Here is a 959-nt window from a genome sequence, read left to right on the forward strand (position 1 = left end):
ACCCTTGTTATACTCAGCAAGTGACAGATAGATTTCAACTGGCACCTTGAAATTTTTTCGGTACACTCTAGCCCAACCGCCAACAAGTTTATCTGTTGGTAAGATTAGTGAGCCTTTCCGTTCAGTTTGGATACCATTTTCATCTATAACAACAACACCAGCCTCAAAACCCTCATAATTTGGACTTTGTGCTGCACGTTTAAGAAAAGCCTCTTTAGAGACAATCAGGCTGAACTCAACACCTCCTGTCTTATTATTTTTATAAGCTACAATATAGACCTCGTTAGCCAAAGGGTTCAGATTTCGTCCTTTGATAAGAGATAGGGCTTGCCCTACTTGTTTTTCAGACAGTAAATTTTGTGGGTCAAAAAACCTTTTGATGTCTTGTGGTGTCCAAACGCTGGTATCAACTGCAATGTCACGCTTAGGCTGTGTTGTTAATTGGTTTTGTGTCATCTTGATTTCCTTTCCAAATGCCCCAATTCTCAAAATTTAGGGGCATACTCGTCTTGTTTTTGTGGTTGTGGTAAATTGTATAGGTCTAACTTAAAATCGCTTAGAAACGATTTTAGAGCCGTTCTGCGAGGTGTTCGCTCTGAGCGTCTACCCAACGGTCGTAAGCTTCATCCTCATCGTAGCCCTCTTCGTGCGGGCAGTAGTCTGGTTCAGTCGCTAACCAAGTGTCATAGTCAAAAGTTCCGAATAGTCCTCTGTCTTGTGCCATAGCTAAATACCTGCCTGTGCTAATGAGATTTCAATAGCAATCTGGGAAAGGGATAGCTTGCTAGCTTGTTCCTCGAAATTAGTACCCAGATAGTAACCTTGTTCTAGGAGTGCTGATTTTAAGGCTAAAATCATTGTCCGTTTCTTATCGTCCATGTTCTACCTCCTAGCTTGCGTATTTCCTGCCCAGCTCACGGACTAGGCTGATATAGCGGACACGGTCAGACAGTCCAGTG

General features: G+C 42.6%; 3 protein-coding genes. All 3 read right to left on the reverse strand.

What is annotated here, in order from left to right; translation table 11 throughout:
- The coding region (gene bet, locus ACERC7_RS10675) for a phage recombination protein Bet (RefSeq protein ID WP_373666910.1) at positions 1–456 on the reverse strand (456 nt) is incomplete at its 3' end.
- A 112-nt stretch (positions 457–568) separates the two neighbouring features.
- Positions 569–724 carry a hypothetical protein gene (locus ACERC7_RS10680; protein ID WP_373666911.1) on the reverse strand — a complete coding sequence of 52 codons (156 nt, stop codon included), beginning with the start codon at positions 722–724 and terminating at the stop codon, positions 569–571.
- Positions 725–726: 2 nt separating this feature from the next.
- Positions 727–879, reverse strand: coding sequence for a hypothetical protein (locus ACERC7_RS10685; protein WP_373666912.1), 153 nt, complete (start codon positions 877–879; stop codon positions 727–729).
- Positions 880–959: the final 80 nt, after the last annotated feature.

The sequence above is a fragment of the Streptococcus sp. E17BB genome (assembly GCF_041807725.1).
Taxonomy (GTDB): Bacteria; Bacillota; Bacilli; order Lactobacillales; family Streptococcaceae; genus Streptococcus; species Streptococcus entericus.